We start from the raw sequence: 20,747 nt of genomic DNA on the forward strand, positions 1-20,747 counted from the left end.
TCACGTGCGGCTTGGTGCGCTCGAATTTACCTTTGGCCATGGCTGTCGCTTCTCGCTGTGGGACGGTGTGCTTCGGTGGAATGTGTGGTGCTCACGACTGGAATCGAACCAGTGACCTCCTCCTTACCAAGGAGGTGCTCTACCGACTGAGCTACGTGAGCAGATTGTTCCAGCAGGTGCATTACAAACGTCGCGGCATCAATGGAGCGGGAGACGGGGATCGAACCCGCACCATCAGCTTGGAAGGCTGAGGTTCTACCATTGAACTACTCCCGCGCCGGACTGACCTGCTTGGGTGTTGCGCCGACGGATGGTAAGTCTATCGGTTTACTGCGTTTCGTCTACCGGCATCGCGACTGCAGCAATGCTGGTGGAGGGAGGTGGATTCGAACCACCGAAGGCGTAAGCCAGCAGATTTACAGTCTGCCCCCGTTGGCCGCTTGGGTATCCCTCCAAAGAGCCCGCAATTCTGGATGGCCTTGCGGCGGATGTCAACGCATTCCGACGCCAAATTGCAGATTAATGCCGGAAACCGCTTTTCCAGGCTGGCCGACCGGGTCAGACGTTGAACAGGAAGTGCAGCACGTCGCCTTCCTGGACGATGTATTCCTTGCCTTCCTTGCGCATCCGGCCCGCATCGCGCGCACCGGCCTCGCCCCTGTACTGGATGAAGTCGTCGTAGCCGATCGTCTCGGCGCGGATGAAGCCCTTCTCGAAGTCGGTGTGGATCACCGCGGCGGCCTGCGGCGCGGTGGATCCGCCCTTGACCGTCCAGGCGCGGACTTCCTTCACGCCGGCGGTGAAGTAGGTCTGCAGGCCCAGCAACTTGTAGGCGGCACGGATGACGCGGTTGAGGCCGGGCTCTTCCAGACCCAGGTCGGCCAGGAACGCGTCGCGGTCCTCGTCCTCGAGCTGGCTCAGTTCCTCCTCGATCGCGGCCGACACCGGCACCACTTCCGCGCCCTCGGTCGCCGCACGGGCACGCACGGCATCCAGGTGGGGATTGTTCTCGAAGCCATCCTCGAGCACGTTGGCGACGTACATCACCGGCTTCAGGGTCAACAGGAACAGGTCGCGCACGGCAAGCCGATCGTCCTCGGACAACCCCAGCGCACGCGCGGGCTTGCCGGCATCCAGACCATCACGCACCCGCGTCAGCACCTCGACGCGCGCCTTGGCGTCCTTGTCGCCGGTCTTGGCGCTGCGCTCGGCGCGCTGCAAGGCCTTCTCGACCGAATCCAGGTCGGCCAGCGCCAGCTCGGTATCGATCGTATCGATGTCGGCGATCGGGTCGATCCTGTTGCTGACGTGGATGATGTCGTCGTTGTCGAAGCAGCGCACCACATGGGTGATGGCGTCGACCTCGCGGATGTGGGCGAGGAACTTGTTGCCCAGGCCCTCGCCGCTGGCGGCACCGGCGACCAGCCCGGCGATATCGACGAACTCGACCGCCGTCGGCAGGCACCGTTGCGGTTTGACGATCTCGGCCAGCGCATTCAGGCGCGGGTCCGGCACCGGCACCACGCCGACGTTCGGCTCGATCGTGCAGAACGGAAAATTGGCCGCCGCGATGCCGGCCTTGGTCAGGGCATTGAAGAGGGTCGACTTGCCGACGTTCGGCAATCCGACGATGCCGCAGGTGATGCCCATGACGCTGTACTCGCTTTCGTTGATAGGGGTGGAACGTGGAGCTTGTGTGGTGACTGGTCAGACCCGGGGCGTATGCAACCGCTTCATGGCCTCGTTGAAGTCGCCGGCCACCGCCAGCGGCAACACGTCGATCGCATCGTCAATCGCGCGCAGGATCAGTGCTTCATCCTCGCGACCCGGCCGGCCCAGCACCCATGGGGTGACGATGTCCTTGTGCCCGGGATGGCCGATGCCGATCCGCAAGCGGTGAAACCCGCCGTGACCGAGCAGGCGCATGGTGTCGCGCAGGCCGTTCTGGCCGCCGTGGCCGCCATCGAACTTCAGCCGCGCGGTACCCGTGGGCAGATCGAGCTCGTCGTGCGCCAGCAGGGCCTCTTCGGGCTCGATTTTCCAGTAGCGCATCGCCGCGGTGACCGACTTGCCCGACAGGTTCATGAAGGTTGCCGGCTTCAACAACCACACCGCTTGCCCGGCGATCTCGACCTTCGCGGTCTGGCCGAACAGCTTGGATTCAAGTCCGAAACGCGCACCCAGCTTTTCCGCCAGGGCGTCAACTAGCCAGAACCCGGCATTGTGCCGGGTCCGGGAGTGCTCGGGTCCGGGATTGCCCAGCCCGACGATAAGTCGCAAACCGGCCATTGCAGGCGAACAAGCCGCGTGCCGAGGCGCCCGCGATGGCAGGCGCCTCGGCCCGACGCGGGCTTATTCGGCGTCCTTCTCGGCCTTGGTCGCCGGCACTTCGGCATCCGTCGCTTCTTCATCGGCGACTTCCGGCTCGGCTTCGACGCGACCCTTGCGGGCGACCACGACGGCGACGTCATGCTCGGCACCCAGCGCCAGGCTCGGGATCTCGACGCCCTCGGGCAACTGGATCTTCGACAGGTGGATGATGTCGCCCAGCTCCAGCTCGCTCAGGTCGACCTGGAGGTTCTCCGGCAGATCCTTCGGCAGGCAGCTCACTTCGACCTGCACCAGCTCCTTCATGATGATCACGTCGGCGTTCTTGCCGGCCGGCGAGATGTCCTCATTGATGAAGTGCAGCGGCACCGAGGCGCGCAGGACTTCCTTCTGGTTCACCCGCATGAAATCCAGGTGCATGATGATCTGCTTGTACGGGTGGCGCTGCATGTCACGCAGCAGCACGCTCTCGACCTTGCCGTCGACGTCCAGGTCGAGAATGGTGGAATAGAACCACTCGTTCTGGCTGGCGACCCAGATCTTTTCCTGATCCAGCAGGACCGGCTGCGGAGCGGCGGTGCCGCCATAGACGATGGCCGGAATCTTGCCCGCGTGACGCAGGCGGCGGCTCGCACCCTTCCCCTCGACACTGCGGCCAGTGGCCTTGATGACTTTGTTGGACATTGCTTGGTTACTCGCTTTGTTGCATTGGAAAGCCACCTCGCGGTGACCCGGAAGACTCGCCCGCGACCAGGCGAGTCAAAAATCGTCGGATGTCGCTATCGCTCAATCCACGTACAGGGAGCTGACCGACTCGCCGCCCGAAATCCGGCGGATCGTCTCGGCCAGCAGTTCGGCCACGCTGAGCTGGCGCACCCGGCCGCACTCGCGTGCCGCATCGGTCAGCGGAATCGTGTCCGTCACCACCAGCTCGTCGAGCTCGGAGCCGCGGATGTTGCTGATGGCCGCGCCCGACAGCACCGCGTGGGTGCAGTAGGCCACGACCTTGATCGCGCCCTGCGCCTTGAGCGCGGCGGCCGCGGCGCACAGGGTGCCGGCGGTATCGACGATGTCGTCGACCAGCACGCAGGTCTTGCCCGACACGTCGCCGATGATGTTCATCACCGTGGCGACGTTGGCGCGCGGACGGCGCTTGTCGATGATCGCCAGGTCGGCGTCATCCAGGCGTTTGGCGATCGCGCGGGCGCGCACCACGCCGCCCACGTCGGGACTGACCACGATCAGGTTGTCGGTGCCGTGCGCGCGCCAGATATCGGCCAGCAGCAGCGGCGAGGCGTAGACGTTGTCGACCGGAATGTCGAAGAAACCCTGGATCTGGTCGGCATGCAGGTCGATCGTCAGCACCCGGTCGCAGCCGACCGCGCTGAACATCTTGGCCGCGACCTTGGCGGTTATCGGCACCCGCGACGAACGCGGCCGGCGGTCCTGGCGGGCGTAGCCGAAGTACGGCACCACCGCGGTGACGCTGCTGATGGAGGCGCGCTTGAGCGCGTCGATCAGCACCAGCAGCTCGACCAGGTTCTCCGCGCTGGGCGCGCAGGTCGGCTGGATCACGAACGCCTCCTGGCGGCGCACGTTCTCCTCGATCTCGACCTGGACTTCGCCATCGGAAAAGCGGCTGACCAGCGCCTTGCCCATGCGGATGCCGAGTTCCTTGCAGACGGCCTGCGCCAACGGGCGGTTGGCGTTGCCGGAAAAGACCAACAGGTTGCGATCGGTTTGGACGGTCATTTTCCGCTTGGCTCCGGCCTTGCGGCGGATGTGTTTCAGGATTGGCAGGGGCGGTAGGATTCGAACCTACGAATGCCAGGATCAAAACCTGGTGCCTTAGGCCTCTTGGCGACGCCCCTGTGTAACTGTTTCTGCCGTTGCCGGCAGGGTTTCGACTGCATCGCGCCGGGAGTCAGTCCGTGGCCCCGCCGAACCCGGCGTGCAACGGTGACCGCGCCGCGCCTGCCGCCAACCACGCCTTGAGGCCGGTCGGCAACGCCGCCAGTGCCGCCTCGGCGGATTCGCGGGTCGCGAACTCGACGAAACAACCGCTGCCGGAGCCCGTCAGACGCGGCGTGCCGAACGGCGACAGGGCGGCAAACGCGGCGTTGACGGCCGGTTCGCGGCCGCGCAACACCGGCTCGAACGCGTTCCCGAGCGGGATGCCCGAAACGAAGTCGGACATTGTCGCGGGCCGCGCATCGCGCGTCAATTCGGGCGACTGGAAAAGTTCAGCCGTGGACACGTGGACGCCCGGGTCGACCAGCAGGTACCAGGCCGGCGGCAGCGCCAGCGGTGTCAGCAACTCGCCCACGCCTTCGGCCCAGGCGTTGTCGCCGCGCACGAACACCGGCACGTCCGCGCCCAGTTGCAGGCCCAGCGCCGCCAGGGCGTCCACCCCCAGCCGGGTCTCCCACAGCCTGTCCAGCGCGACCAGCACGGTGGCGGCATCGGAGGAGCCGCCGCCGAAACCACCGCCGGCCGGGATGCGCTTCTCGACCATGATGTCGGCGCCCAGCGCAGGTACCGACGCCGCCTGCAGCAGTTTCGCCGCGCGCACCGTGAGGTCGTCGGCCTCGGCGACGCCGGCCACCGACACCCCATGACGCACGATCCGGCCGTCCCGGCGCACCCGCAAGCGGATCGTGTCGCCCCAGTCGAGCAGGCGGAACACGGTCTGCAGCCGGTGATACCCGTCCGGACGCCGGCCCGGAATGCGCAGGAACAGATTGAGCTTGGCCGGGGCCGGCCAGACGCTCCAGGTTGCGTCCAGGTCGGCGCCGGTTGCTTCGATGCTGCTTTTCACGGCGGAGAGGACGGGTTGCGGCTTCCCCATTCATCGACGCCCCACTCGTCGACCACCAGACGGACGCCTGCCTCGTCGCGCTTGGCATCCAGGCGGCTCGGCAGGCGGATCTGCGCCGCCGGCATCGCCGGATCGGCCGGCGGCCAGCGGTACTCGATCGACCAGCCCGCCTGCCGGATCCGCCACGGCAACCCGTCGCTGCCGTAATCGATCCGCGCCGGACCCAGCGCCGGGGCGCGCGCGCCGCGAACCCATTGGGCCAGCGCGTCGACCGGGATGTCCCAGCCGGTCGCCGCCAGCAGCAACGCCTGCGCGTCCGGACCCGAACGCGGCCCGCCCTCCAGGCCCTCCAGCCGGGCCGAATCCGCATTGCCGGACAACTGCCAGCCCTGCCGGGTGACCGGCGCGCTCAGGGTGATGCGGTAGTCCGGGCCGGCCTGGGTCCATTCGATCCGGCCGCTGCCGCCCTTGCCCTGGTTGGACACGGCGATGCGCCCCGCCAGCGACCAGTCCGACTGCGCACCCAGCGCCTGTTCGCGGCCTGCCTGGGCAGCCTCGGCGGCGGCCAGCGCGGCGGGGGTCAGCTCCGGCCGTACGGGCGCGCCGGCGCAGGCCGCCAACAACAGGGCCAGCGCGGCGACGGCGACAAGGCGTCCCGTCATGGCGTGCTTTTCTCCGGCACCGTCTTCTCCAGCGCGCGCTGCAGGGAGCGGTTGTCCGGGTCGATCTGGCGGGCTTCTTCGAAATACTTGCGGGCCTCGTCGCGCTTGCCCAGCACCCACAGCACCTCGCCCAGATGGGCGGCGATCTCGGCGTCCTTCTGCAACGCGAAGGCCTGGCGCAGTTCGCCCAGCGCCTCCTCGTTGCGGCCCAGCCGGTACAGCACCCAGCCGTAGCTGTCGATGATCGCGGCGTTGTCGGGCTGCGCGGCGCGCGCGCGGTTGATGAGTTCCAGCGCTTCCTGGTAGCGGTCGGTGCGATCGGCCAGGGTGTAGCCCAGGGCATTCAAGGCGGCGACCGACTCGGGATCGATCACCAGGATCCGGCGCAGGTCGGCCTCGGCACGGGCGATGTCGTCCGCGCGCTCCCAGCTCAGTGCGCGGGCGTAGAGGATTTCCAGGTCGTCCGGAAACGCGGCCAGTCCGCGGGAAAACGCATCCTTCTCGGCCACGGCGTCCCTGGCTTTCTCGTGCAGCGCCGCTTCCAGCAGGTACGCATCGCGGCGGGCGTCGTCGGGCGCGCCGGCATCGGCCTGCATGTCGTGCAGGTGGGCGAAACCTTCCTGCGCGCGGCCCAGCTCGTACAGCACGTTCGCGCTGCGAAGGCTCGCCGGCCAACGCTGGGGACCGCCCGGAACGCCCTGATACCAGCCCAGCGCCTCGTCGAAGCGGTCCAGGAACTCGGCGATCTGGCCCAGCAGCAGGCGGCGCTGCGGATCCGGCGTGTCGGCGTGGCGGCGCAGTTCGTCATACAGCGCGACCAGCGCGGTCTTGTCCTGGCCGCGCGCCAGCAACGAGGCGCGCAAGGCATAGGTCTGCTCGTCCTGCGGGCCGCGCGCGAGGGTCGCCGCCGCGGCGTCCAGATCGCCGAGCGCGTCGTACTCGTAGGCAATGGCCAGGCGCAGGTCGCTGTCGCCGCCGGCCTGCTCGACCACCCCGGCGAGCACGTCGCGGGCCTGGTCCTTCTTGCGGGCCTCGCGCAGCTGGCTGGCACGCAACAGGGCGACCCGGGGTTCGCCGGGGAACCGCTTGACCACCTCGGCGACGATGCGCTCGGCAAGTTCGGGCTGTTCCAGCCGCTGGGCAAGGCCGCCGAACGCGAGCCAGGCTTGCAGCTTGCCGGGGATGCGCCCTTGCCTGACCAGTGTTTCCAGCACGGTGGCGGCCTGCGCAGGGTCGCGCGCACCGGCGACGATCACCCCCAGCACCTGCCGCCAGCCCTCGTCACCGGGCATGTCCAGCAGTTGCACCAGGTACTTGCGCGCCTGGCGTTCGTTGCCGTGACGCAATGCCAGACTGGCCTCGGCGGCGAGGAAATTGACGCCCTGCCCGCCCTGCCTGCGCCACAGCGACAGCAACCGGTCGGCGCTGTCGTCGTCGCGGGCCAGCAAGGCGATCCGCGTCGCGCGCTCGGTCAGCGGCATGTCCTGCGCGGCCAAGGCGGCCTGCAGGTACCAGCGCGCGGCCTCGTCGAGGCGGCCGGCCTGCAGCGCGAATTCGGCCGCCATCAAGGGTTCCAGTGTCCGCACGACGGCATCGTCCTGCGGCGGCGTCTGCGCCGCCTGGGCGATCGGCGTGGAAACCGCGCACGCGACAAGCAGGACGATACTGATGGTGAACACACGCAGGATTGCGGGCATCGGGCGGGAATCCCTGAGTTTCGCGAGGCCGGTAGAATGTCGGCTTTCAGCAGCCAGCAGCTTATCGCAAGCACCTGAACGGGTAGCGCATTTCCAATGAGTCCGGCGACAACACGCGCTTCGACCAGCCTGTACGTGCTGGGCATCAACCATCAGACCGCGCCGGTCAGCCTGCGCGAGCAGGTGGCGTTTTCGGCCGACAGCCTGCCGGCCGCTCTGATGTCGTTGCGTGGGTTGTCGCAGGTGCATGAGGCCGCGCTGCTGTCGACCTGCAACCGCACCGAGATCTACACCGTCGTCGACGATGACGGGGCGGCGGTGGCGGACTGGCTGGCCAACCAGCCCGGCGAGTCCGCAGACCTGCACGCCTACCTGTACCGCCACGCCGGTGCCGACGCGGTGCGCCACCTGTTCCGGGTCGCCACCGGACTGGATTCGCTGGTGCTGGGCGAGCCGCAGATCCTCGGCCAGGTGAAGGACGCCTGGGCCAGCGCACGCGCCGCCGGCAGCCTGGGCAGCCAGCTGGACCGCCTGTTCCAGCACACCTTCACCACCGCCAAGCGTGCGCGCACCGACACCCGCATCGGCGCGAACCCGGTCTCGGTCGCCTCCGCGGCGGTGCGGCTGGCGCAGGAGTCGTTCGCCCGGCTGGAGGATTCCACCGTGCTGCTGATCGGCGCCGGCGACACCATCGAGCTGGCCGCGCGCCACCTGGTGCAGGCCAAGGCCAAGCGCCTGCTGATCGCCAACCGCACCCTCGCCCACGCGCAGGAACTGGCCAGCCGTCACGGCGGCGTCGCCCTGCCGCTGGAGGAACTGGACCGGCACCTGGGCGAGGCCGACATCGTGCTGTCGGCCACCGCCGCGCGCGCGCCGATCCTGCACCGCGACCAGGTCAGCGCCGCGCTGGCCAACCGCAAGCACCGGCCGATGCTGCTGCTGGACCTGGCCGTGCCGCGCGACATCGCCGCCGACGTGGCCGGCTTGCGCGACGTCTACCTCTACACGGTGGACGACCTGGAACGCTCGATCGAGGACAACCGCCGCAGCCGTCGCGAGGCGGCCAGCGAGGCGGAAGCCATCGTCGAGGTGCAGGTCGCCCGGTTCATGGAAAGTTTTGTCGCCCGCACCCGCACCGCCCCGCTCAAGCGCCTGCGCGCCCACGGCGAAGCGGCGCGTGCGGAGTCGCTGGCCAAGGCCAGGGCGCAACTGGCCGCCGGCGAAGACCCGTCCGCGGTGCTCGACTTCCTCGCCCACACCCTGACCAACCGCCTGCTGCACGCCCCGACCATCGCCCTGCGCGAAGCGGCGCTGAGCGGCAACGCGGAGCTCGCACGCGCCGCCGACCGGCTGTTCCCGGGCGGCGATGACGCTGCGCCTGCCGACCCGCCTCCGGGCACCGGCCGCAAGTAGCGCCGCTCACTGGAACCGGTCCGGCCGACGCGCCTCGCTCCGACCCCGCCCTGCACCGCCTCACGCCCGCCCCGCGGACGACTTTCCCGATCGACCGAGCCTCCGATGACCCCCAGCCTGCGCCGTAAGCTCGAAGCCCTCGTCGAACGACGCGAGGAGTTGGAGCGCCTGCTCGCCGACCCCCAGGTGATCGGCGACAACCCGCGCTTCCGCCAGCTCTCGCGCGAGTTCTCACAGCTGGAGCCGGTCGCCACCGCCCTGGCCGACGAGGCGGCAGCGAAAGCCGACCTGGCCGCGGCGCAGGCAATGCGCGGCGACCCGGAGCTGGGCGAGCTGGCCGAGGAGGAAATCGCCGCCGCGACCGCGCGCCTGCAACAACTCGATGTCGAGTTGCTGGCCCACCTGGTGCCGAAGGATCCGCGCGACGAAGGGGACCTGTACCTGGAAGTCCGGGCCGGCACCGGCGGCGACGAGGCCGCCATCTTCGCCGGCGACCTGTTCCGCATGTACTCGCGCTATGCCGAGCGCCAAGGCTGGCGGGTCGAGATCGAATCGGCCAGCCAGGGCGAGCACGGCGGTTTCAAGGAGGTCATCGCCCGGGTCGAAGGCCGCGGCGCGTATTCGAAGCTGAAGTTCGAGTCCGGCACCCACCGCGTCCAGCGCGTGCCGGAAACCGAGTCCCAGGGCCGGGTGCACACGTCGGCGGCGACGGTGGCGATCATCGCGGTCGAACCCGAAGGCGAACCGGTCGAGATCAACCCGGCCGACCTGCGGATAGACACCTTCCGCTCCTCCGGTGCCGGCGGCCAGCACGTCAACAAGACCGATTCGGCGATCCGCATCACCCACCTGCCCAGCGGCATCGTGGTCGAGAGCCAGACCGAGCGCAGCCAGCACGCCAACCGCGACACCGCGATGAAGCGCCTGCGCGCGACCCTGGCCGAGGAGCAGGCCAACAAGGCCGCCGCCGCCGTCGCCCAGGACCGCAAGCTGCAGGTCGGCAGCGGCGACCGCAGCCAGCGCATCCGCACCTACAACTACTCGCAGGGCCGGATCACCGACCACCGCGTCGAGGGCCTGACCCTGTACGACCTGCCCAACGTGCTGACCGGCGACCTCGACGCGCTCGTGGCGCGGCTGCAGCAGGAACACCAGGCCGACGAGCTCGCCCGTCTCACCCAGGGGACGTGAACGGCATGCGATTCACCGATCCCCGCGCCGAAGCCCGCCACGCCGTCACCCGCGAGCCGGACAACCCGCTGGCCTGGATCCTGCTGTCGGAAGCCGAACTGGACAGCGGTGACGCCCGGGCCGGCGAGGCGGCAAGCCGGCGCGCCCTGGCGCTGGCGCCGGGCCACCCCGAAGCGTTGGCCCGTTTGGGACGCGCGCAGTGGATGCAGGGCCGCCACGGGGACGCCGCCGCCAGCCTGCGCGCCGCCGCCAACAACGCCCCCGACCACCCCGGTATCGCGGTCTGGCTCGGCCATGTGCTGGAGGACATCGGCGAGGCCGAAGCCGCGTCGGAGGCATACGCCCGCGCCCACGCGCTCGCGCCCGACGAGCCCCAGCTGGCCGCCTACCTGCTCGCCTGGCGGCGCAAGCTGTGCGACTGGCGCGACCTGGAAGCCTTGTCGAAGCAGGTCCGCAGCGCGGTCCGTGACGGTCACGCCGCGGTCGAGCCGTTCGCGTTCCTGAGCGAGGACAGCAGCGCCGCCGAACAACTGCTTTGTGCGCGGTTGCGCGCGACCGCCGTCGCCCGCTCGGTACGGCCGTTGCCACCCCCGCCTCCGCGCGATGCCACAAAGGCCCTGCGTGTCGGGTTCCTGTCCAACGGCTTCGGCGCGCACCCGACCGGCCTGCTGACCGTAGCGCTGTTCGACGCGCTGGCCGCGCAGGCCACGCTGGACCTGCACCTGTTCGCGCTCAATCCCGATGACGGCAGCGGGATCCGCCAGCGCCTGCAGACGGCGACCCGCCTGCATGACGTCGCCGGCCGCAGCCACGGCCAGGTCGCGATGGCCATCCGCGATGCCGCGATCGACGTCCTGTTCGACCTGCGCGGCTGGGGCGGCGGCGGTGCACCGCAGGTGCTGGCGATGCGCCCGGCGCCGGTACAGGTCAACTGGCTCGCCTACCCCGGCACCTCCGGCGCGCCCTGGATTGATTTCGTATTGGCCGACCACTTCGTCCTGCCCGAGTCGCTGGCACCGCATTTCAGCGAAAACGTGCTGCGGCTGCCGCGCTGCTTCCAGCCCTCCGACACCCGCCGCGAACTGTCGATGCCGCCATCGCGCGCCGAATGCGGCCTGCCCGAACGCGGCGATGGCGTGGTGTTCTGCTGCTTCAACAACAGCTACAAGCTCAATCCCCGCAGCGTGACGCGCGCCTTGGCGGTGCTGCGCGGCGTGCCCGGCAGCGTGCTGTGGCTGCTGTCCGGCCCCGGCCGCGCCGACGAGCGCCTGCGCGCGGTCGCCCGCGACGAAGGCATCGATCCGCACCGGCTGGTGTTCATGCCCAAGCAGCCGCACCCCCGGTACCTGGCACGCCTGCAACACGCCGACCTGTTCCTCGACACCGAACCCTACAACGCGCACACCACCGCCTCCGACGCGCTGTGGGCCGGCTGCCCGGTGCTGACCCGCCCCGGCGAGACCTTCGCCGCCCGCGTTGCCGGCAGCCTCAACCACCACCTCGGCATGGCGTCGATGAATGTCGCCAGCGACGCCGAATTCATCGCCCGCGCGATCGACTGCGGCCGCGACCCGGCCTTGCTCGATTCGCTGCGGACCGAACTGGTGCGGCAACGTCGCGACAGCGGGCTGTTCGACATGGCCGGATTCGCTCGCGATTTCATCGATGCGGTGGAGTTGATGGCGCAAGGCGGCCGGTCGCGGATGCCCCCGTCACCCGGCGTGTCGACGTGACAGCCGGGCGCTCAATGCGCCGCGCGGCGGAGCGACGTCGGTCGCGACAGCACGCCGAAACCGGACGTCAGTGCATTCGCGACTCACGTCGCTCCTACCGTGGGATGGATACCGCTTTCGCAGGAGGTTCAGCCGCGAACCTGCGGATGTTGGATGTGAGGTGCAGGTCGCGACCGACGTCGCGCCAGCCCGGCGGGCGGCATTGTGGGAAGCCAGTCCGGACCGGCGGCTTCGCGGCGGGAGGTCGGCCCTGTCGGACCGGTGGGGTTGTGGCCACATCGACCCAGGTTCAGAGGATCGTGAAACGCTCGCCCAGGCTGCCGTCGCGCATTTCGTCCTCGCTCACCTCCACGCGCTCCAGCTCGTCCACCCGGGCTTGCGGGGGGCCCCGGCGCAGCCAGTCGGCGAGCTGGTCGATGGCCTCGGCATCGCCGACGGCGAGAATGTCGACACGGCCGTCGGGCAGGTTTTTCGCGTAGCCGCGCAGGCCCAGCGCGCTGGCCTGTTCGCGGGTCGAGGCGCGGAAAAACACGCCCTGCACCTTGCCGCCGACGATGAAACGGGCCGCGCCGCTCACGTTGACTCCGGCGCGGTGGCGCGCGCGGGTTGCGCGGCGTCGGCCGCAGCGACCACGTCCTCGATGTCCTGCGCCGTCACCGGACCGAGGATCTTGCTGGCGACACTGCCGTCGGGCGCAATCACGTAGGTCATCGGCAGGCCGCGCGGGGTATCGAAATCCGCCGGCGGGTCGTAGGTATCGACGATCGCGATCGGATACACCACCGGGTGTTCGAGCAGGAACGCCTTCATCTCCGCCGGTTCGATGTCCTCGTACGCCAGGCCGACCACCTCGATGTGCTCACGCATCGCATCCAGCGCGGACAACTCGGGCATCTCCTTCAGGCAGGGCGCGCACCAGGTCGCCCAGAAATTCACCACCACCCACTTGCCGCGATGGGCCGCCAGATCGTAGGTCGCGCCATCCAGCGTGGTGAGCACCAGCTTCGGATGGGTCACGTCTCCGGCAGGCGCCGGCTTCGTCCCAGCCGGTGCGGCTTCTTCCGATGCGGACGGCGGTGTGGCAGGGGCCGGGGCGACGGCGTCTTCCGTATCAGGCGCGGTCGAGGGTTGGCAGGCGCTCAGCAGGCCGGCCAGCAGCGCTGCGGCAACAACGGTACGCATGGGAAAGTCACTCCTGGGCATGGATGGTGGAAACACGGCGTTTGAGCAGGTCACGCAGCGGCAGGCGCAGCTCGTCCAGGGTGGCGGCGACCGACCGGCCGAACGCATCGTCGCCGCAGGGCAGGCGCGCCTCGGCGATCGGAATCCGCAACTGGCAGGCCTCGTAAAGCTCCGCCAGCGACAGGGTGTCCAGATCCCGGGCAAGCAGCCATTCGCCGTCTTCGGCACGGCGCACGACGTTGATGTCGCACAACTGGGCCAGCATTTCCTGCACCAGCGCGTCGGTCAGGATCGGTTCCAGCCGCAGGATGTCGTCGGTGTGCAGGCCGTTGCCGTGCCCGCGCGCCTCGTTGAAGCGGGCGAGCAGGCGCAACAGGCCGTACATCTCGTAGCCCACGGGCAGCCGCATCGCCACCGGCTGGTAGCGGAATGCCGAGCTGGACGACGCCAGCGACGCGCCCATCAACACGCCCACCCAGCTGAGGAAGATCCACATCATGAAGATCGGCACGAACGCGAGGGTGCCGTAGATCTTCGAATAGTTGCCGAAGGTGCCCAGGTACACGCCCAGCCCCCAGCGCACCAGCTCGAAGGCGCAGGTCGCCAGCAGCGCGCCGGCGAACGCATGGCGCCATTGCACGGTGCGATGCGGCACCACGCGGTAGATCGCGGCAAACGCCAGCAACTCCAGCGCCATCGGCGCCACGCGCAACACCATGTCCTGCAGTGCGTGGCCGGCGCTGGTGGCGAATATCGACAGGGCGAAAATGCGTGCCGACAGTGCCAGACTGGCCGCGGCCATGATCGCGCCGAGGGTCAGCACGGTCCAATACACCAGGAACCGGCTGAACTTCGGTCGCGCCGCCTTCACCCGCCAGATCCGGTTGAACGTCGTCTCCACCCCGTTGAGGGTGATCAGCAGCGACACCACCAGCGCCACGATGCCGGCGGTGGTGAGCTGGCCGGCATTGGTGGAGAACTGCAGCAGATAGTCCTCGACCGAGCGCGCCGCGGAAGGGACGAAGTTGGAAAAGATGTAATCGCTGAGGCGCTCGCTCCACACCGCGAACACCGGAAACGCCGACAACACCCCGAACACCACCATCGACAACGGCACCAGCGCGAACACGGTGGTGTACGACAGCGCACCGGCCGCCTGGAACAGGTTGTCATCCAGCACGCGCCGGGCGAGGAACCGCAGGAACGAGCCCACCCGCGCGCGGTCGCGCACACGTTCACTCCAGCGGTACAGGGTGTCCAGCGGTTCCATCGTGGGGAGGTTAACGCACGCGGCGACCGGCCGGCGCGGGATGGGCCGCGGTCGGATGACCGCAGCTGGCACAGAGGCTCGCGACTCGGTATCGCGCGCATCCTCTATCCTTGGCGGCTTCGATGGTGGGGGTTGAACGAGGCGATGGCCGAGATTCTGGTGCTCTATTACAGCCGCAATGGCTCGGTCGCGCAGCTCGCGCGGCAGATCGCGCGCGGCATCGGCGAGGTCGACGGCATGAGCGCGCGTCTGCGCACGGTGCCACCGGTCACGGCGGTCACCCAGGCGATCGCGCCGTCGGTGCCGGAGGACGGCGCACCGTATGTCGAGCCGCGCGATCTGGAGGAATGCACCGGCCTGGTGATCGGCAGCCCGACCCGGTTCGGCAACATGGCCGCGCCGCTCAAGCACTGGCTCGACGGGCTGGGCGCGCAGTGGGCCAGCGGCACGCTGGTCGGCAAGCCGGCGGCGGTGTTCACCTCCACCACCACCATGCACGGCGGCCAGGAGTCGACCCTGCTGACGATGATGGTGCCGCTGTTGCACCACGGCTGCCTGCTGATGGGCATCCCGTTCACCGAGCCGCGGCTCAGCACCACCCGCACCGGCGGCACGCCCTACGGCGCCAGCCACGTCAGCGGGATCGGCGATGATCCGCAACCCAGCGAGGACGAAGCGCATCTGGCGCGGGCGCTGGGCAAGCGTCTGGCCCTGACCGCGCGGAGGCTGGCATGAGCAGCCCGGCGACACCCCCGGCGTCACCCGGACGACCGCCGGTCTCGCGCACGCTGGTGGCTGCTTTGATCGCGCTGGCGCTGCTGTTTGCGGTCTGGTTCGGGCCGGCACGGGATTGGGCGGCGCTGGCAGTATTCGCCCTGCCGCCGCTGGCCCTGGGGATCGCCGCGATGCTGCGTTCGCGCACGGCGGCATTCTGGGCCTCGGTGCTGGCGCTGGCGTGGTTCAGCCACGGCATCATGGCGTCCTGGACGCGTCCGCCCGAGCTGGCCTTCGGCCTGCTGGAAACCTTGCTGGCGCTGGTGGTGGTGTACGCCGCGAACCTGCCGGGGCTGCGCGCGCGGTTCGCTAAAAAGCGGCCTCCGGCGCAGTAATCGCGGCCCGGTCGTTGGCAGATCCGGCCGGACGACGCCAACGCCTATAATCACGGGCTTTCCCGTCACGCGAAGCCCCATGGACCAGCTCTGCATCGTCACCACCGGTGGCACGATCGACAAGATCTATTTCGACGACAAGTCGGACTACCAGATCGGCGAGCCGCAGATCGGGCTGATCCTGGAAGAGCTGGGCGTGGCGTTCCGTTACCGGGTGATCCCGATCCTGCGCAAGGATTCACTGCACATCAACGACGGTGACCGCGAACTGATCCGCGCCACCATCGCCGCCCAGGACACGCCGCACGTGCTGGTCACCCACGGCACCGATTCCATGGTGGAGACCGCCAAGGTGCTGGCCAGCATTCCGGGCAAGACCATCGTGCTGACCGGCGCGCTGAACCCGGCGCGCTTCCGCGGGTCGGATGCGGAATTCAATATCGGCACCGCGGTGGGCGCGGTGCAGTCGCTGCCGGCAGGCGTCTATATCGCCATGAACGGGCGGATCTGGGACCCGGCCGCGGTACGCAAGAACGTCGATGCCAACCGTTTCGAGGCGCTCTGAGGCGCGCTCCTGAGCACCGCCTGCTGAGGCCTCTGAGCATCGCCCGCTAACCGTCGCCCAAGGGCTTTACCGGTGGCACGTCCACGCCCTGGCGGATGGTGACCACGCCATCGACCTCGATGTATTCGACCTGCGGATCGCGGGCGAACTGCGCCATCAGTGCCGCCGCCTCGTCGCGATCCAGTGGCCGGCTGGCCTTGAACACGTCCGCATCGACCGCCAGTCGTCGCTGCCATTCCAGCCTCAGCGGCCCGCCCGCGAAACCCGCCGAGGATGCCACGGCATCGAGCCGTTGCTGCACGGCAGCCGAGCTCCGCCCCGGCTCGCTGGCCGGACGGTACTTGACGATGAAGCGCTGGTATTGGCTATCGCCGGGCAGGTCGCCAATCCGCGCCATGCCTGCGGCGACGCCCGACTCCGCACCTGCCGGCGGTGTGCCCGGGCCGACGGGACCCGCTGCGCACGCACTCATGGCCGCGACCAGCGTCGCCGCCAACCCGCCGCGGAAGATGATGTCTGCTGCATGCATGGGTTCCTCCTCCAGACTCTTGCCGGATTGCCGCTGCTCACTCGGCGCCGCTCACTCAGAACATGCCGGTTTCCAGCCGCGCCGCCTCGGACATCATGTGGCGGTTCCACGGCGGCTCGAACACCAGCTCCACGTCCGTGTCGATCACGGTGGGGATCAGCTTGAGCTTGTCGCTCACGTCCGCCACCAGGATCTCGCCCATGCCGCAGCCCGGCGCGGTCAGCGTCATCTTGACCTCCACCAGACGTTGTCCTTCCTGCTCGGGGTGGGGCAGCACCCTGGCCTCGTACACCAGCCCGAGATCGACCACGTTGATCGGGATTTCCGGATCGAAACAGGTCCGCAACTGCTTCCAGACCATCTGCTCGACCATCTCGTCATCGGCGCCCTCGGGCAACTCCAACGGCTCGGCCGGCTCCTTGCCGATCGCGTCCGCATCCTGCCCGGCGATCCGGAACAGGTTGCCGTCGACGAACACGGTGTAGCTGCCGCCCAGCGCCTGGGTGATGTAGCCGGCGGTGCCGGCCGGCAGGTTGACCTCGTCGCCTTGCGGCACCAGGACGGCGGGGCAGTCACGCTCGAAACGGACGGGTTCGCTGCTGCGGGAGTACATACGTTTGGCCGGCCTTGGGGTCACGGTAATGAAGTAGGACCATTCTAGTCCAATATGCCGTTTGCCGCCGGGCCGCTATGCTGGCGGGCTGCCCGCCTCGACGCTTCCCATGCACGCCTCCGTCCGCACCTCCGGTCATCAAAATCGGCTGCCCCGACAGCTCCTGTCCTGGCTGCTGCTGGTGCTGGGCGTCTGCGGTTTTGCCGCGGTGTGGGTGATGCTCGCGCTGTACACCGGCCGCCAATGCAGCGTGATGGCCATCCTGGGCGCACTGGATGTCGCCATCATCCTGCGACTGGGAAGCTGGCGTCCGGGCCCCGGGCGGGTGACGCTGGCCGTGCTGGCGACCACCGCCATCATCATCCTGGCCAACTGGACCATCATCGCCGCGCAGCTGGGCGCGATGCTCGGCCTGTCACCGTGGGACTCGGCATTGCGCCTGGGCAGCCACCACGCCTGGACGCTGGCCACCCTCGCCAATGGCACCGGCGACCTGGCGTGGCTGGCGGCGGCATGGCTGGTCGCGGCGATCAGTACCCGCTAAACCAGCACCCGTTAAACCAGTATCCGCTGACCAGCCCCGCTGACACCCCCACGCGCCTGCCCCCGTCATCAGTTGTCGAGCAGCTTGAGCTCAGTCACCAGCGCGCCCAGCACCTCCGCGCCGTCGCCATAAAGCATCCGGGCGTTGTCGGCGTAGAACAGCGCATTCTCGATGCCGGCAAATCCCCGGCCCTTGCCGCGCTTGACCACCACCGCGTTCTTCGCATTGACCACTTCCAGGATCGGCATGCCGTAGATCGGACTGGCAGGGTCGGTCTTTGCCACCGGGTTGACCACGTCGTTGGCGCCGATCACCAGCGCCACGTCGGTCTGCGGAAATTCCGGGTTGATGTCGTCCATGTCGGCGATCAGGTCATACGGCACGCCGGCCTCGGCGAGCAGCACGTTCATGTGGCCAGGCATCCGTCCGGCGACCGGGTGGATCGCGAACTTCACCTTGACCCCGCGCTCGATCAGGCGCTGGGCCAGCTCCCAGACCTTGTGCTGGGCCTGCGCAACGGCCATGCCGTAACCGGGCACGATCACCACGCGTTCGGCGAAGGCCATCATCGCGGCGACATCGCCGGCCTCGATGGGCTTCTGCGAGCCGGCGATCTCCTGTGCCTCGCCAGCGCCGCCGAAATGCGAGAACAGCACGCGGCTGATCGGCCGGTTCATCGCCTTGGCCATCAACCGGGTCAACAGCATGCCGGCCGCGCCGACCATCGTGCCGGCGATGATCAACGCCTGGTTGCCCAGCACAAAGCCCTCGAACGCGACCGCAAGTCCGGTCAACGCGTTGTACAGCGAGATCACCACCGGCATGTCGGCGCCGCCGATCGGCAGCGTCATCAGCACGCCCAGCAGCAGCGCCAGGGCGAAGAACGCGACGATCACCGGCACGTCCAAAGTCAGCACCGCCCAGCCGCCGGCCATCACCATCGCGATGAACACCAGCGCATTGAGTGCCTGCTGCACCGGGAACACCACCCGCCGGTCCAGCCGGCCGTCGAGCTTGGCCCAGGCGATGACCGAACCCGACAGCGAGACCGCGCCGATCGCCGCCCCCAGCACGGCCAGGCCCAGGGTCAGGGTCGCCGGATGCAGCGCCAGATCCATCGTGGACGCCTGAAGCCCTCCGGCCGATTCCAGTCCCGGATGACCGGCTGCCGACGCGGAGAATTTCAGCAGTTCCACCGCGCCGATCGCCGCCGCCGCGCCGCCGCCCATGCCGTTGTACAGCGCGACCATCTGCGGCATGTCGGTGATCGCGACCTTCTTGCCCGACACCCACGCCGCCACCGTGCCGATCACCAGTGCGACCAGGATCAGGCCGATGTTGTGCAGTTCCGGCAGCAGGAAGGTCGCGAACGTGGCGACCAGCATGCCGGCGCCGGCCCAACGGATGCCGCTGCGCGCGGTGCGCGGCGAGGCCATGCGCTGCAGGCCCAGCAGGAACAACGTCGCGGCGATGAAATAGCTGGTCGCCGCGGCCAGCGACTGCCACTCCGCCGCGCTCATGGCGAATCGCCGGAGGGCTTGGCCGGCTTGGTGCTGGGCTTGAACATCTCCAGCATCCGCTCGGTCACCACATAACCGCCGGCGGCGTTGCCCGCCCCCAGCAGCACCGCGATGAACCCGATGACCTTCTCCAGCGTGGTGTCGGCGTGACCGAGCACCACCATCGCCCCGATCAGCACAATGCCGTGGATGAAGTTGGAGCCCGACATCAGCGGGGTATGCAGGATCACCGGCACCCGCGAGATGATCACGTGGCCGGCAATGGCCGCCAGCATGAAGATGTAGAGCATCGTAAACGCCTGCACCATCAGCCCGTCGCCCATTGCCTGCTTCCCCAGCCGGTGTTCACCGCATCATAACCGTGCCGTGACGGACCCCGCCAAGCGTCATGACCTGGGCTGCCGCCATCCGCGACGTGTCAACCGCCCCGCATCTCAGGCGTTCCCCTTCCTGCAGCAACCGCTGCGACGGACCACCGCGACCGGCTTGTCGCGGACGCCCGGATGCCGGCCGTATATGCTCGATTTCGTGACCAATGACGCCAATGACAGCCCGACACCATCCCTCGCCGACGCGGTTGCGGAGATGGATCGCGTCGTCCCGGTGGCGCGCGAGCCGGCAACCCTGGACGAGTTCCTTGCCGGCGTGGGCACCCGCGCCTTCCGCTTCGCCGAGATCGGCCTGCGCCAGCGCGACGACGCCCTCGATGCGGTGCAGGACGCGATGATGAAGATGATCAATTACCAGGACCGGCCGGCCGCCGAATGGACACCGCTGTTCTGGAGCATCCTGCGCAGCCGGATCGTCGACATCCAGCGCCGCCGCACGTTCCGGTTGCGCTGGATGCTGCCGGTGCACGAACGCAAGGACGGCAGCATGCCGGACTGGCCGGACACCGGCCCCGACCCGGCACGCACCCACGATGGCCGCGAAGCCTATGCCCGGCTGACCGACGCCGTGGCCCAGCTACCCCGACGCCAGCGCGAAGCGTTCAGCCTGCGCATCCTGGAGGAGCTCGACGTGGCGACCACCGCGCAGGCGATGGGCTGCAGCGAAGGCTCGGTAAAGACCCATCTGTCGCGGGCGCGCGAGACGCTGCAACGGCAACTGGAGGATTGGAAATGACCACCCCTCGACCCCAAAACACTACACCCGAGAACAGAATGGACAGCCCGGACGCCCGCAACGCGTCGTTCGACCGGACCGCCCGCGCCCGGTACACGGAGGCGCTCGAACACCTGTCGCCCGCCGTGCGCGTGCGTCTGCAGCAGGCGCGCCATGCCGCGACCCAGGCTGCTCCCGGCCCGAAGCGCCACCGCCTCGGTTGGGCCTGGGCCGGCAGTGCCGCGGTCCTGTCCCTGATCGTCGGCCTGCAACTGCGCCACGCCCCGATCGACCTCCCGCCGGCCACACCGCTGGCTGCAGTCCCGGCGGACAACCACCCGGTAAACAAACAGGCGGCAATCGACAACGAAGTCGCCAGCATGCTCGCCGCGCTCGACGAGAACCCCGACTTCTACCTCTGGCTGGCCGCCAACGACAGCGCGCTACCGCCTCCCTCGGAGCAATGACC

23 protein-coding genes and 4 tRNA genes are annotated in these 20,747 nt (G+C 68.8%); 9 read left to right on the plus strand and 18 right to left on the minus strand.

All coding sequences use genetic code 11. The features are described from left to right. Nucleotides 1-85 precede the first annotated feature (85 nt). The 11 genes from N792_RS12465 to N792_RS12515 form a co-directional block, all read right to left on the minus strand. A tRNA-Thr gene (locus N792_RS12465) sits at nucleotides 86-161 on the minus strand. A 41-nt stretch (nucleotides 162-202) separates the two neighbouring features. Next, nucleotides 203-276, minus strand: a tRNA-Gly gene (locus N792_RS12470). 92 nt (nucleotides 277-368) lie between these two features. Then, nucleotides 369-454 (minus strand) — tRNA-Tyr (locus N792_RS12475). A 104-nt stretch (nucleotides 455-558) separates the two neighbouring features. After that, complete coding sequence (gene ychF, locus N792_RS12480; protein WP_036195812.1) at nucleotides 559-1,650, minus strand: redox-regulated ATPase YchF; 1,092 nt, start codon at nucleotides 1,648-1,650, stop codon at nucleotides 559-561. A 57-nt stretch (nucleotides 1,651-1,707) separates the two neighbouring features. After that, nucleotides 1,708-2,289 carry an aminoacyl-tRNA hydrolase gene (gene pth, locus N792_RS12485; RefSeq protein ID WP_036195814.1) on the minus strand — a complete coding sequence of 194 codons (582 nt, stop codon included), beginning with the start codon at nucleotides 2,287-2,289 and terminating at the stop codon, nucleotides 1,708-1,710. A gap of 63 nt (nucleotides 2,290-2,352) precedes the next feature. After that, nucleotides 2,353-3,012 carry a 50S ribosomal protein L25/general stress protein Ctc gene (locus tag N792_RS12490; protein ID WP_036195815.1) on the minus strand — a complete coding sequence of 220 codons (660 nt, stop codon included), beginning with the start codon at nucleotides 3,010-3,012 and terminating at the stop codon, nucleotides 2,353-2,355. 102 nt (nucleotides 3,013-3,114) lie between these two features. Then, entirely contained in the window at nucleotides 3,115-4,080 is a 966-nt protein-coding gene (locus N792_RS12495) for a ribose-phosphate diphosphokinase (RefSeq protein ID WP_036195817.1), read from the minus strand. Nucleotides 4,081-4,122: 42 nt separating this feature from the next. Next, a tRNA-Gln gene (locus N792_RS12500) sits at nucleotides 4,123-4,199 on the minus strand. 53 nt (nucleotides 4,200-4,252) lie between these two features. Beyond that, nucleotides 4,253-5,176, minus strand: a complete 924-nt coding sequence (gene ispE / locus N792_RS12505) for a 4-(cytidine 5'-diphospho)-2-C-methyl-D-erythritol kinase (protein WP_084105814.1) — start codon at nucleotides 5,174-5,176, stop codon at nucleotides 4,253-4,255. After that, nucleotides 5,143-5,808: a lipoprotein insertase outer membrane protein LolB gene (lolB, locus tag N792_RS12510; protein WP_052104107.1), complete on the minus strand. Its 666-nt coding sequence runs from the start codon at nucleotides 5,806-5,808 to the stop codon at nucleotides 5,143-5,145. The genes ispE and lolB overlap by 34 nt, the downstream gene beginning before the upstream one ends. Continuing rightward, complete coding sequence (locus tag N792_RS12515) at nucleotides 5,805-7,505, minus strand: tetratricopeptide repeat protein (protein WP_036195820.1); 1,701 nt, start codon at nucleotides 7,503-7,505, stop codon at nucleotides 5,805-5,807. Before N792_RS12515 ends, lolB begins: the two co-directional genes overlap by 4 nt. A gap of 96 nt (nucleotides 7,506-7,601) precedes the next feature. Between N792_RS12515 and hemA the strand changes: the two genes are divergently transcribed. The 3 genes from hemA (at nucleotide 7,602) to N792_RS12530 (ending at nucleotide 11,842) form a co-directional block, all read left to right on the plus strand. Continuing rightward, a complete protein-coding gene (gene hemA / locus N792_RS12520; protein ID WP_052104109.1) occupies nucleotides 7,602-8,918 on the plus strand; it encodes a glutamyl-tRNA reductase in 1,317 nt (438 codons plus the stop codon). 105 nt (nucleotides 8,919-9,023) lie between these two features. Continuing rightward, a complete protein-coding gene (gene prfA, locus N792_RS12525) occupies nucleotides 9,024-10,109 on the plus strand; it encodes a peptide chain release factor 1 (RefSeq protein ID WP_036195822.1) in 1,086 nt (361 codons plus the stop codon). A gap of 5 nt (nucleotides 10,110-10,114) precedes the next feature. Then, nucleotides 10,115-11,842: an O-linked N-acetylglucosamine transferase, SPINDLY family protein gene (locus tag N792_RS12530; protein WP_052104129.1), complete on the plus strand. Its 1,728-nt coding sequence runs from the start codon at nucleotides 10,115-10,117 to the stop codon at nucleotides 11,840-11,842. 289 nt (nucleotides 11,843-12,131) lie between these two features. On the opposite strand, the gene N792_RS12535 is transcribed toward N792_RS12530, so the two are convergent. The 3 genes from N792_RS12535 to N792_RS12545 are packed head-to-tail and all read right to left on the minus strand — an operon-like array spanning nucleotide 12,132 to nucleotide 14,294. Next, nucleotides 12,132-12,419, minus strand: coding sequence for an acylphosphatase (locus N792_RS12535; protein ID WP_036195823.1), 288 nt, complete (start codon nucleotides 12,417-12,419; stop codon nucleotides 12,132-12,134). Beyond that, complete coding sequence (locus N792_RS12540; protein WP_156969419.1) at nucleotides 12,416-13,024, minus strand: TlpA family protein disulfide reductase; 609 nt, start codon at nucleotides 13,022-13,024, stop codon at nucleotides 12,416-12,418. Before N792_RS12540 ends, N792_RS12535 begins: the two co-directional genes overlap by 4 nt. Nucleotides 13,025-13,031: 7 nt before the next feature. Further along, a complete protein-coding gene (locus N792_RS12545) occupies nucleotides 13,032-14,294 on the minus strand; it encodes a YihY family inner membrane protein (protein ID WP_036195825.1) in 1,263 nt (420 codons plus the stop codon). Between the two features lie 144 nt (nucleotides 14,295-14,438). Between N792_RS12545 and wrbA the strand changes: the two genes are divergently transcribed. The 3 genes from wrbA to N792_RS12560 all read left to right on the plus strand — a co-directional run bounded on the left by wrbA (nucleotide 14,439) and on the right by N792_RS12560 (nucleotide 15,968). Then, nucleotides 14,439-15,029 carry an NAD(P)H:quinone oxidoreductase gene (gene wrbA / locus N792_RS12550; protein ID WP_036195931.1) on the plus strand — a complete coding sequence of 197 codons (591 nt, stop codon included), beginning with the start codon at nucleotides 14,439-14,441 and terminating at the stop codon, nucleotides 15,027-15,029. Beyond that, nucleotides 15,026-15,403 carry a DUF2069 domain-containing protein gene (locus N792_RS12555; RefSeq protein WP_052104112.1) on the plus strand — a complete coding sequence of 126 codons (378 nt, stop codon included), beginning with the start codon at nucleotides 15,026-15,028 and terminating at the stop codon, nucleotides 15,401-15,403. The genes wrbA and N792_RS12555 overlap by 4 nt, the downstream gene beginning before the upstream one ends. Before the next feature lie 79 nt (nucleotides 15,404-15,482). Then, nucleotides 15,483-15,968, plus strand: coding sequence for an asparaginase domain-containing protein (locus N792_RS12560; protein ID WP_036195827.1), 486 nt, complete (start codon nucleotides 15,483-15,485; stop codon nucleotides 15,966-15,968). Nucleotides 15,969-16,014: 46 nt separating this feature from the next. Here N792_RS12560 and N792_RS12565 read toward each other — a convergent pair whose 3' ends face one another. Next, entirely contained in the window at nucleotides 16,015-16,497 is a 483-nt protein-coding gene (locus N792_RS12565; RefSeq protein WP_036195830.1) for a hypothetical protein, read from the minus strand. 55 nt (nucleotides 16,498-16,552) lie between these two features. After that, nucleotides 16,553-17,110 carry a putative Fe-S cluster assembly protein SufT gene (gene sufT / locus N792_RS12570; RefSeq protein WP_036195832.1) on the minus strand — a complete coding sequence of 186 codons (558 nt, stop codon included), beginning with the start codon at nucleotides 17,108-17,110 and terminating at the stop codon, nucleotides 16,553-16,555. 109 nt (nucleotides 17,111-17,219) lie between these two features. On the opposite strand from sufT, the gene N792_RS12575 reads away from it, so the two are divergent. Then, nucleotides 17,220-17,654: a hypothetical protein gene (locus N792_RS12575; protein WP_224743908.1), complete on the plus strand. Its 435-nt coding sequence runs from the start codon at nucleotides 17,220-17,222 to the stop codon at nucleotides 17,652-17,654. A gap of 68 nt (nucleotides 17,655-17,722) precedes the next feature. Here N792_RS12575 and N792_RS12580 read toward each other — a convergent pair whose 3' ends face one another. Both N792_RS12580 and N792_RS12585 read right to left on the minus strand, forming a co-directional pair. Continuing rightward, nucleotides 17,723-19,174 carry an NAD(P)(+) transhydrogenase (Re/Si-specific) subunit beta gene (locus tag N792_RS12580; RefSeq protein ID WP_036195834.1) on the minus strand — a complete coding sequence of 484 codons (1,452 nt, stop codon included), beginning with the start codon at nucleotides 19,172-19,174 and terminating at the stop codon, nucleotides 17,723-17,725. Continuing rightward, complete coding sequence (locus N792_RS12585; RefSeq protein ID WP_224743907.1) at nucleotides 19,171-19,497, minus strand: NAD(P) transhydrogenase subunit alpha part 2; 327 nt, start codon at nucleotides 19,495-19,497, stop codon at nucleotides 19,171-19,173. The genes N792_RS12580 and N792_RS12585 overlap by 4 nt, the downstream gene beginning before the upstream one ends. A 262-nt stretch (nucleotides 19,498-19,759) precedes the next feature. Between N792_RS12585 and N792_RS12590 the strand changes: the two genes are divergently transcribed. Together N792_RS12590 and N792_RS13560 are read left to right on the plus strand one after the other, a co-directional pair. Continuing rightward, entirely contained in the window at nucleotides 19,760-20,299 is a 540-nt protein-coding gene (locus N792_RS12590) for an RNA polymerase sigma factor (protein ID WP_036195940.1), read from the plus strand. A gap of 38 nt (nucleotides 20,300-20,337) precedes the next feature. Beyond that, nucleotides 20,338-20,745 (plus strand): hypothetical protein, encoded by a 408-nt coding sequence (locus N792_RS13560; protein ID WP_052104114.1) that lies wholly within the window; start codon nucleotides 20,338-20,340, stop codon nucleotides 20,743-20,745. Nucleotides 20,746-20,747 lie beyond the last annotated feature (2 nt).

The sequence above is a fragment of the Lysobacter concretionis Ko07 = DSM 16239 genome (assembly GCF_000768345.1).
In the GTDB taxonomy this organism is placed as follows: Bacteria; Pseudomonadota; Gammaproteobacteria; order Xanthomonadales; family Xanthomonadaceae; genus Novilysobacter; species Novilysobacter concretionis.

Bases quoted from the DNA above. Each gene is read 5' to 3' on its own strand.
- lolB (WP_052104107.1), bottom strand. From the start codon at position 5,808: ATGACGGGACGCCTTGTCGCCGTCGCCGCGCTGGCCCTGTTGTTGGCG.
- N792_RS12495 (WP_036195817.1), bottom strand. From the start codon at position 4,080: ATGACCGTCCAAACCGATCGCAACCTGTTGGTCTTTTCCGGCAACGCC.
- pth (WP_036195814.1), bottom strand. From the start codon at position 2,289: ATGGCCGGTTTGCGACTTATCGTCGGGCTGGGCAATCCCGGACCCGAG.
- N792_RS12580 (WP_036195834.1), bottom strand. From the start codon at position 19,174: ATGAGCGCGGCGGAGTGGCAGTCGCTGGCCGCGGCGACCAGCTATTTC.
- N792_RS12575 (WP_224743908.1), top strand. From the start codon at position 17,220: ATGCACGCCTCCGTCCGCACCTCCGGTCATCAAAATCGGCTGCCCCGA.
- ispE (WP_084105814.1), bottom strand. From the start codon at position 5,176: ATGGGGAAGCCGCAACCCGTCCTCTCCGCCGTGAAAAGCAGCATCGAA.
- N792_RS12540 (WP_156969419.1), bottom strand. From the start codon at position 13,024: ATGCGTACCGTTGTTGCCGCAGCGCTGCTGGCCGGCCTGCTGAGCGCC.
- sufT (WP_036195832.1), bottom strand. From the start codon at position 17,110: ATGTACTCCCGCAGCAGCGAACCCGTCCGTTTCGAGCGTGACTGCCCC.
- N792_RS12515 (WP_036195820.1), bottom strand. From the start codon at position 7,505: ATGCCCGCAATCCTGCGTGTGTTCACCATCAGTATCGTCCTGCTTGTC.
- N792_RS12555 (WP_052104112.1), top strand. From the start codon at position 15,026: ATGAGCAGCCCGGCGACACCCCCGGCGTCACCCGGACGACCGCCGGTC.
- N792_RS12545 (WP_036195825.1), bottom strand. From the start codon at position 14,294: ATGGAACCGCTGGACACCCTGTACCGCTGGAGTGAACGTGTGCGCGAC.
- prfA (WP_036195822.1), top strand. From the start codon at position 9,024: ATGACCCCCAGCCTGCGCCGTAAGCTCGAAGCCCTCGTCGAACGACGC.
- N792_RS12490 (WP_036195815.1), bottom strand. From the start codon at position 3,012: ATGTCCAACAAAGTCATCAAGGCCACTGGCCGCAGTGTCGAGGGGAAG.
- N792_RS12565 (WP_036195830.1), bottom strand. From the start codon at position 16,497: ATGCATGCAGCAGACATCATCTTCCGCGGCGGGTTGGCGGCGACGCTG.
- N792_RS12560 (WP_036195827.1), top strand. From the start codon at position 15,483: ATGGACCAGCTCTGCATCGTCACCACCGGTGGCACGATCGACAAGATC.
- N792_RS13560 (WP_052104114.1), top strand. From the start codon at position 20,338: ATGGACAGCCCGGACGCCCGCAACGCGTCGTTCGACCGGACCGCCCGC.
- hemA (WP_052104109.1), top strand. From the start codon at position 7,602: ATGAGTCCGGCGACAACACGCGCTTCGACCAGCCTGTACGTGCTGGGC.
- N792_RS12530 (WP_052104129.1), top strand. From the start codon at position 10,115: ATGCGATTCACCGATCCCCGCGCCGAAGCCCGCCACGCCGTCACCCGC.
- N792_RS12590 (WP_036195940.1), top strand. From the start codon at position 19,760: ATGGATCGCGTCGTCCCGGTGGCGCGCGAGCCGGCAACCCTGGACGAG.
- N792_RS12585 (WP_224743907.1), bottom strand. From the start codon at position 19,497: ATGGGCGACGGGCTGATGGTGCAGGCGTTTACGATGCTCTACATCTTC.
- ychF (WP_036195812.1), bottom strand. From the start codon at position 1,650: ATGGGCATCACCTGCGGCATCGTCGGATTGCCGAACGTCGGCAAGTCG.
- wrbA (WP_036195931.1), top strand. From the start codon at position 14,439: ATGGCCGAGATTCTGGTGCTCTATTACAGCCGCAATGGCTCGGTCGCG.